The 7,299-nt window shown below is 49.0% G+C and carries 5 protein-coding genes; 2 read left to right on the forward strand and 3 right to left on the reverse strand.

Annotation, left to right across the window (positions count from 1 at the left end; all coding sequences use genetic code 11):
• Positions 1 to 110 precede the first annotated feature (110 nt).
• Positions 111 to 854: an AAA domain-containing protein gene (locus N5098_RS15250; RefSeq protein WP_267638745.1), complete on the forward strand. Its 744-nt coding sequence runs from the start codon at positions 111 to 113 to the stop codon at positions 852 to 854.
• Positions 855 to 958: 104 nt separating this feature from the next.
• The gene (locus N5098_RS15255; RefSeq protein WP_267638746.1) at positions 959 to 3,211 is read left to right on the forward strand and encodes a Piwi domain-containing protein; all 2,253 of its coding nucleotides are present in this window, start codon (positions 959 to 961) and stop codon (positions 3,209 to 3,211) included.
• Between the two features lie 231 nt (positions 3,212 to 3,442).
• Here the strand turns inward: N5098_RS15255 and N5098_RS15260 are convergent, their stop codons facing one another.
• The 3 genes from N5098_RS15260 to N5098_RS15270 form a co-directional block, all read right to left on the reverse strand.
• Entirely contained in the window at positions 3,443 to 3,700 is a 258-nt protein-coding gene (locus N5098_RS15260; protein ID WP_267638747.1) for a hypothetical protein, read from the reverse strand.
• A 430-nt stretch (positions 3,701 to 4,130) separates the two neighbouring features.
• A complete protein-coding gene (locus N5098_RS15265) occupies positions 4,131 to 5,294 on the reverse strand; it encodes a competence protein CoiA family protein (protein ID WP_267638748.1) in 1,164 nt (387 codons plus the stop codon).
• 166 nt (positions 5,295 to 5,460) lie between these two features.
• On the reverse strand, positions 5,461 to 6,633 hold the full coding sequence (locus tag N5098_RS15270; protein ID WP_267638749.1) for a Fic family protein: 1,173 nt from the start codon (positions 6,631 to 6,633) through the stop codon (positions 5,461 to 5,463).
• Positions 6,634 to 7,299 lie beyond the last annotated feature (666 nt).

The raw sequence follows: 7,299 nt of genomic DNA on the forward strand, positions 1-7,299 counted from the left end.
TGAAGAACGTCTCTACCGTAGGATTATCTTGCAGGGTCGCTGGGCTCATACCACCTCAGCGTTCACCCTGCTCTCTGGTATGAGAACTGTTCTATGACACCCTCTCCCTGATGCAACGCACGTTGTACTCGAAAGATGGAATTCCGTATCAGGCTAACGAAGAGTTAGCTGGGTACGAGACAGACGATGCTCCTCCAGACGTTCTTAAAACCGTGTTCAGCGGTGAGACAAGTGTTGCATTAATCACATACGATCCAGTGGTTGAGCATCAGCAATGGAACCCGATTGAGAGTATCATTACACAGTCGCTGATTCCTCATACTGACGAAGATACTAAGATTGGTGTTGTGACACCACACAACGCCCACCGTGGGCATCTCCATTCACATCTCCCAACCAGCCGAAGAACCGATGCGGATGGCGGATGGCGGTCGCTCCCGGGTCGAGACACGCAGATTGAAACGGTCAACAAATTCCAAGGTGGTGAGCGGCATATGATGGTAGTCAACGCGACGGTTTCAGATCCGTCGTATATTGATACAGAAAGTGATTTTTTGCTTTCGGAAAAGCGGATCAACGTCTCGTTGACACGTCACAGTGAATTGCTCGTTGTAGTCGTTCCAAACACCATTCTGGGGTATATCCCAAGTGATCCAGATCTGTACGAAGAAGCAACGATTTGGAAGGTGCTTGCCGCTGACCTGGGAGAAGCTCCGACATCTAATGTTGAACCCGACTGGTCTGATGATTTGGGAGCATTTTTAGCTGATACTGACTGGGAGAGCGAAACAGTTCCGGACTTTTTTATCGAGGATGAACTCCTTCCATTGGAGGTCTCTATTTACACGCTCTGATACCGTTTTTCGTTCTCCAACGCCTGAATTAGTTGGACTCAGTATAGTGGTTGTCAACTAGCACGGGAGACAGATTTTTTACTGATTGGGCCGTGCCACGTCCAATGTCAGACTCACAACGCGAAGTGGTGTCGGCACAAGCTGACAAGGAGGCTGGCGCTTACTTGTTCAATTCAGCTAGTAACCGTCGCCTCACAAATCTTAATGTCAATATATATGACCTCCGTGTAGATGGTGGACTGAATTATCGAGACGATCGTGAGCAATTCACCTCAACAGCTGCATACTTCTTAGGTGAAAAACACGGTATTCCGGTTGTACCCAAAGATACGTTAGAAGTAGTGGCTCTTGGCTCGCTTAGTCGAAGTGTATCTACGTGGGGGAGAACAGTTACAGCTGAAAAGGCTTCTAATGAGCGGGTTGAATTAAACCCGGAGACACAGCAAGATCGTGAACTCATCGACTCTCTTGTCGAATCTGATCTTCGCCGTGCAATTCCAGAGTCTCGGTATGACTTCCGTTATTTGAACGATGTTACGGATCGAAAGCCAGCATTTGGAGCAGATGACGACCCGTTTGCTGCCCACCACACTTTTGAATTAAAAGTCGATGTTACTGCAAATGGCCGTGTTCTCTTACACGTTGACGTTGGTCACAATTTAAAAGGAACGAGGACAATTGCAGAAGATTATTCGCACGGTGATGAACTCCCTCAAGCCACAGTACAACATGACCTCCGGAACTATTACGTTGAGGGCGAAGGTGAGTTGCGTGGCTGGAGTGACTATTCATACACAGAAGAAATCCCGGATGTGGGGGACAGCATTGCGGCGATGCATGAGGGGAATCTAGATGAAGACCTCCGTCAGGAATACATGGATAAAGACCCCCAAATGGTGGAACTGACATACGATGGTGAGAATATTCGCCATCATCTTCCGCAATTGCTTGTCTATGCAGCTGATACAAATACGGTTAGGAAACAGAGTTCAGAATTCCACCGTAGGTTTTCTAGCAAGCGAGCGATGATGCCAAGGGAGCGTATAGAATATTTCCGTGATTTCATCCAGAACCTTGGCCGTCTCCCAGTCCTCGACTTAGAATTCACTCCCGGACCTACTAACGCCGGCTACACCCGGTACGAATACTTGAGCGGGCCGTCTCCGCTGCGTTTCCACGACGATCAGAGTGCACGCACACCAAGTGAAGGAATAACTACACATGGCGTGTATTCGCCACCAGAGGAATGTACAGTCGCACTAATCTGCCCAGAACGATTTGAGACAATTGAAGACGAGCTACCACCAATTATAGTTAAATCCCTCAACAGGATTGGATCGCCGAGCGCGACTCGTGTCCGCCAATATGAACTGGGCTCAGAAGCATCATACAGCAACGTTTGGCACGACCTTCCCTCAGATACGGACGTGGCCCTTGTCGTGGTCCCAGATGAAGATAAAATCGTAGACTTCCCAGTTGACGACCCATACGATGAGCTTAAACGGACATTAATGCGTCAAGGTATTCCGTCTCAAATGATGCAAAAATCGAGTGCAGAGTCAATTCTTAGCAAAAAGAACCGCTCACTCTCTGCTAACCGAAAACTCTTAAATATCCTTAGTGCGCTCGTAGCGAAAGCAGGAGGGACGCCTTGGCAACTCGACGGACTTCCAGAAAAGACGGATGCATACTTAGGGCTGGACGTGAGTTATGACGAGCAGTCCGACCAACACACTGGTGCAAGCGCCAGTGTCGTTTTAGCTGATGGGACCACTTTCGCAGCAGAATCCACCACACAGCAAAGTGGTGAACGGTTTAGCGCGATGGATGTGGGTCAATTTGCAAGAGACCTCGTTTCTGATGTTGCGGCTGAAAAGGGATTCAAACCACAGCGTCTCTGTCTTATCCGTGATGGGAAACTGAATGAGGATCTTCAAACTATCAAAGAGGAAATCACAGAGACAGGCGCGTCGTTAGACGTTGTCAGCATCAGGAAATCAGGGCAGCCGCGTGTTGGTGAGTTTGATGGAACCGCATTTAGAATCGCCAATAAAGGAACCGCGTTTGTTTCCGAGGGTCGTGACGAGTCAATCCTTCACTCCGTCGGAGAACCGGAACTAAAAGAAGGCAACAGTGTTGGGACTCCGCGGACGCTGAGGGTAATTCAACGGACTGGTCCGACTGATATTGAGGTGTTGACTGAGCAGATGTACTGGCTATCAGAGATGCATGTTGGAAGTGCGATCCGCTCAACTCGTATTCCAGTACCAATCCACTACGCAGATTTGGCAGCAAGTTTCGTTGCCGATGGATACGTTTCACCGGGTGAAACGATCCGAGGCCCGTCATTCATTTAGTGTGGTAATGAAGGCTGGTCGGATGAAAAGAGCGTTACAGACAAAAAGTAAGGCCACAGTCAGTTGTGACTATGCCTGGAAAGGTTTCTGAGTGGTAATTTAACAATTGTCCTCAAATTCGAGTCCCATGGACATGAGAGGGAGCATTCGCAATGAGACGCACGAGTCAAGTTGCGAATGACACGAAATGTCCACAGATTAAGGCAGGCTCGTACTATCAGTTGATGCAACCTACAAAGATGTCCAGGTAGCTTGTTCCTCGCCGCAGTACATCAAGATCATTGGGAGTGCAGATGGCTGGTCTGACTCGAAGGAATTGAATCCTGTTTGTCTCGGGTGTGCCTCAAGAGTCTCTGAAAGCAAGACACTTAATCCAGATTCAATCGAGTCTCGTTCAATTCCCTGTTTCCTTTCAGCCTCGTCCCAAGCATACCGCCACTGGATTCTCGGGGTAGCTTCTGTCCGGGCATACTCGTAACGTGGCCGCATACCTTGATTCCAACCCGCTTGATGGTTCTCATACGTCTGCCGGAAGCCTTGCTCTCGCTCTTCTTTGAAGAGGTGACCCTCAGGTGAGTACTGCGTGGCTATCACAAATGCATTAACTTCTATAGGGCCCTGATTGGTCTCAACAGATGCACCACCGTATTATGATTGCCAGTATCGGTGGAGTTGGGTCATAGCATCATAAATACCTGCCAAATCGTCCCCATCATTCAACTCAATTAGAATGTTTGACTCACCAGTGCAAAGCAAATCGGGACGACCAGAATCTGAGTTCATATTGAATCGGCCAAAACCTTCAGTTGGGTTTTCGGACCAGTACACAGAGCCATTAGCGTGTTGTTCTAACCACTCAGACACTTCTATCTGGACCGCTCGCTCATCCATGAGTTATTCGTATGAAAGTCCTCTCCGGTCAAAAACGATTTCCCGAAGACTCATTCGGAAGCCACACGGTATCAATCGGGCTTGAACAGTAGTAAAGATCGGCAGATTCCGTAAACCGGAGTTGGTTGGGTGAGCCACATTCGGGACAGCTCCTGACCCACTTCCCATTCACTTTCCGTAGGGATTCGTAAGATTTCCCCTTGATTTGCTCCCGTAACCGACCTGGAGAATACAAATTGAGTCCATCCCATCCAATCACATGCTCGTACTCTGCTCCGCACTCAGAGCAATCGCGAGATTCACTGCGGACCTCAATGATTTTCCCACGAGCCCTAAACTGCGAGAGTGCTTCAAACGGGACATCTACATCAAGCGAAATGACGTACCCACTCTGGGAGCCGTGGTTCTCGTTGAATCTCTGTCTGGACTCACCCTCAGTTTCTATCTGTATCGACGGGTTTGCATGCAGCCTCGCTTTACACTCTGCGCACTCATAGCAGAACTCCCTCTGTTCGACCCATCGATGCTCGCAATCATCTGCTGAACGCATAGTTGGAGATTCAGGGCCAGAGAGCCGCTCATCAAAGTAATGCTCCGGTCCGGTTAGAGGAGGTGGATCAAGAGGTAGAAGATCGTCTGGTTCAGTCGAAGTAGGGCGGTACGTATTTTCGGAGTTATCAAACCTCACGATAATCTCATCAAGTCGAAAGCTCCTATCAGTAAATTCTTCTTCATCTACCCAAATGACACTGTACCCCTGAGAGAGATAATCGTACGTCGTAGCGGGAATGTTCTTGTGTGAATTTCGGTACTGGACCTCGACAGCAATTCCACGCCCGAAAATACTGTGTTCCTCCTCAAACTCAAGCAGTACATCAGCTCGCCGAGTATCGACACCAGTCCGAGTCTCGCTTACGTCAATACCAACTTCAAGTTCACAGCGCCGGTAATCACTCACGTTAACACGAAGTGCTGACACTGCGAGGGACTTCCGTTTTCGGTGGATGTCTGATTCACCACCGGGACAGTCAGTATCCGCAAGATGAAAAAAATGCCGTGCACGTCCGTCTTTAGACGGCCCCCGTCCTCTCATTATCTCCCCACATTTGGGACATTTCACATCGACTCCGTTTTCCACCTCCTCTGGAACGACAGGCTTCTCATCCGAGCTACGGAGGGCGCGAAAACTCATTAGACTCGGGTATGTCGAGTGTCTTAATTAACGTTGTCTCAGTATAGCAAGAGATCTGATTGTACCTACACTCCTACGGAATTCGACGTAGTCTCAAATTCACGCACGACAGGAGTTGAGACCGGCGTTCTCAATGCATAGGCCCTATCGCTCTCCGTTCAGTCGTTCAGAGTTGGTCAATCGGCTTGTTGATTATCTTGAAGACTTCACTTGCCCGGTAGAACCGATTTCGCTCTTTTCCGGTGAGTTCTTCGAGTATTCCGCCCTCTTCAAGCTGTCCAATCAGTCGATTGGCCGTACTGTATTCGACATCCAACCATTCGGCAGCCGTATTCACGTCAAGATACGGATCTTCGAACAGTCGCATGACCAGTTCTAAAATATTTTCAGACCGTTCGCTCTGGTAGCGCTGTTGATAGTTCTCACGAAGGTCAACCAGCAAGTTTGCACGCTGGTGGGCCTCATCTGCCTGCGACTGCACGCCACGTAAGAAGAACAGGAGCCACTCTTCCCATTCACCCCGCTGACTGACTGCCAACAGATGATCGACGTATTCTGAACGTCGTGCGTTAAAATACGAACTCAGGTAGAGATACGGCTCGGGCAGGAGACCGTCACGTTGCAAGAGGAGACTAATCAATAGCCGTCCGAGCCGCCCATTCCCATCAAGAAACGGGTGAATCGTCTCGAACTGGTAGTGAATTAGCCCGATCCGGAGGAGCGGATGTAGATCAGTCTCTCTGTTCGCGTACTCAAGTAGGTCTTCGAGAAGTTCGGGAATCTCGTTCGGTGGTGGCGGAACGTACCTCGCGTCTTGGATGTACGGCGTACTGCCGATGAAGTTCTGGGTCGTGCGGAGTTGTCCTGGGTCAGCCTCATCCCCGCGGACACCTGAAAGTAATCGGTCGTGCATTTCACACAGCAACTCGGCGGTGATTGGATCGCCGGCTGTGATTGCATCCAATCCGTGCGTCAGTGCGTACAGATAGTTCACGACTTCTTGGGTGCCTTGTCGCCTGTCTTCGTCGATGAGGGCTTCTTGGCCAGCCTCATAGGCGTAGATATCTGAGAGAGTGGCGTGTGTTCCCTCGATTTGCGATGATTCGAGTGCTTCTTTTCGAATGAACGGCTCGATTAAGATCTCTCTTGAGCCGACTCGTGGCCCAATGCCGTGAAGCCGACCAAGTGCCTGTGTCGCTTCCGCCAGCGGTGTTATGAGTTGCTCAGTGTCGATTGAGGGCGAAAGCGGATCAGGCCGAAACGCCGAATACGTCCCCTTTGGTGTCGTCGTGGGAATGATTTCACCAGGTGCCGTCTCGTCGAAATCATCTCGATCCATCAGTGGTATTCAGACAAATACACTGGCCACTATTGGTATTTATGGCTCTAAATCAAAATAGCAGAGTGGTTGATTGTACCATCACAACTACTCAGGTTAATTCTGCCATGCAAGATAGAGGGCGCTTATTGATTGATTCAGGAATTTATACTAGCCATCCTTTCACCAGAAATCATACTGAGTTCGGCTAATCTTCAGCACTAACTTGTATGTCGTTTTCCTCTACTGAGATGTCTATATCAAGTCCATTTTGAAGCCGAAAGTCATCAACATTGTATGTGTACTCGAATTGCTGTTGTCCATTGAGAGAAAACACATATGGGTAGTCACCGGTCTCAGTTATGCCAGTATATACCTTAATACTCTCTTTAGAACTAAGTGTAGTACTCTCTTCACCAATGACTGATCGGTCATCGTTCATTACCGTGAGTGAAACGGTGATCTGCTCTGCTCGCTCATTGGCAATAAATATGAAAATGTCTTCAGAGGGGGCCGGATCACTTGTCTGACTCTGATTGTTCGTACGGGAAATCAACGTACAACCAGAAAGAGGTACCGTAATAGAGGGTGTCATAGAACAGTTCTCATACCAGAGAGCAGGGTGAACGCTGAGGTGGTATGAGCCCAGCGACCCTGCAAGATAATCCTACGGTAGAGACGTTCTTC

Origin of the sequence: Halovenus rubra (genome assembly GCF_026586665.1) — an archaeon.
Classification (GTDB): Archaea; Halobacteriota; Halobacteria; order Halobacteriales; family Haloarculaceae; genus Halovenus; species Halovenus rubra.

Excerpts from the sequence above, each read along its gene's own strand:
- N5098_RS15250 (WP_267638745.1), top strand. The coding sequence starts at position 111 with ATGCAACGCACGTTGTACTCGAAAGATGGAATTCCGTATCAGGCTAAC.
- N5098_RS15255 (WP_267638746.1), top strand. The coding sequence starts at position 959 with ATGTCAGACTCACAACGCGAAGTGGTGTCGGCACAAGCTGACAAGGAG.
- N5098_RS15260 (WP_267638747.1), bottom strand. The coding sequence starts at position 3,700 with ATGCGGCCACGTTACGAGTATGCCCGGACAGAAGCTACCCCGAGAATC.
- N5098_RS15265 (WP_267638748.1), bottom strand. The coding sequence starts at position 5,294 with ATGAGTTTTCGCGCCCTCCGTAGCTCGGATGAGAAGCCTGTCGTTCCA.
- N5098_RS15270 (WP_267638749.1), bottom strand. The coding sequence starts at position 6,633 with ATGGATCGAGATGATTTCGACGAGACGGCACCTGGTGAAATCATTCCC.